This window comes from Citrobacter sp. VF227 (genome assembly GCF_052950715.1).
In genome coordinates, this window is the sequence record NZ_JBRFVF010000324.1 from 1 (window position 1) to 487 (window position 487).

General features: G+C 54.4%; 1 pseudogene. It reads right to left on the reverse strand.

What is annotated here, in order from left to right:
- Window positions 1-48 precede the first annotated feature (48 nt).
- Window positions 49-336: pseudogene (locus tag ACU8YC_RS26550) on the reverse strand (sugar diacid recognition domain-containing protein); the annotation flags it as partial.
- Window positions 337-487 lie beyond the last annotated feature (151 nt).

The window sequence follows — 487 nt, forward strand, 5'->3', positions numbered from 1 at the left end:
CGCCGTCATACACACCAGTTCGCCATACTTGCGCAGATGTTCCGGTTAGCCGGTAAGCCCGATCACGCCAACGATTTCGGCTTCAAGACGCAACGGCAGGTTTATCCCCTGCCGCACACCGTGTAAATGCCGGGCCACCGCATCGTCAATGTCCCCCACCCGACCCTGCGAAAGCACCAGCAGCGCACCTTCGTGCAATTCCCCAATACGTTCGCGATCGCCGCTGCCAATGATCCGCCCACGGGCATCCATTACGTTGATATTGGTATCAATAATGCGCATGGTTCGCGCCACGATATCCTGTGCCATTTTGGTATCAAGATGCCAGACAGCCATATACCCCTCCTGTGAGCAGAGCTCAAGCATAGGGAAGATAATAAGCGGCGACATTGTGCAAATGCACAAGGCAGAAGGGATAAATATGGAGTTGTGGGGGGTATCACAAAAAGAACCCCTTCCTGTGCAGGAAGGGGTTGAGGGAGATTGC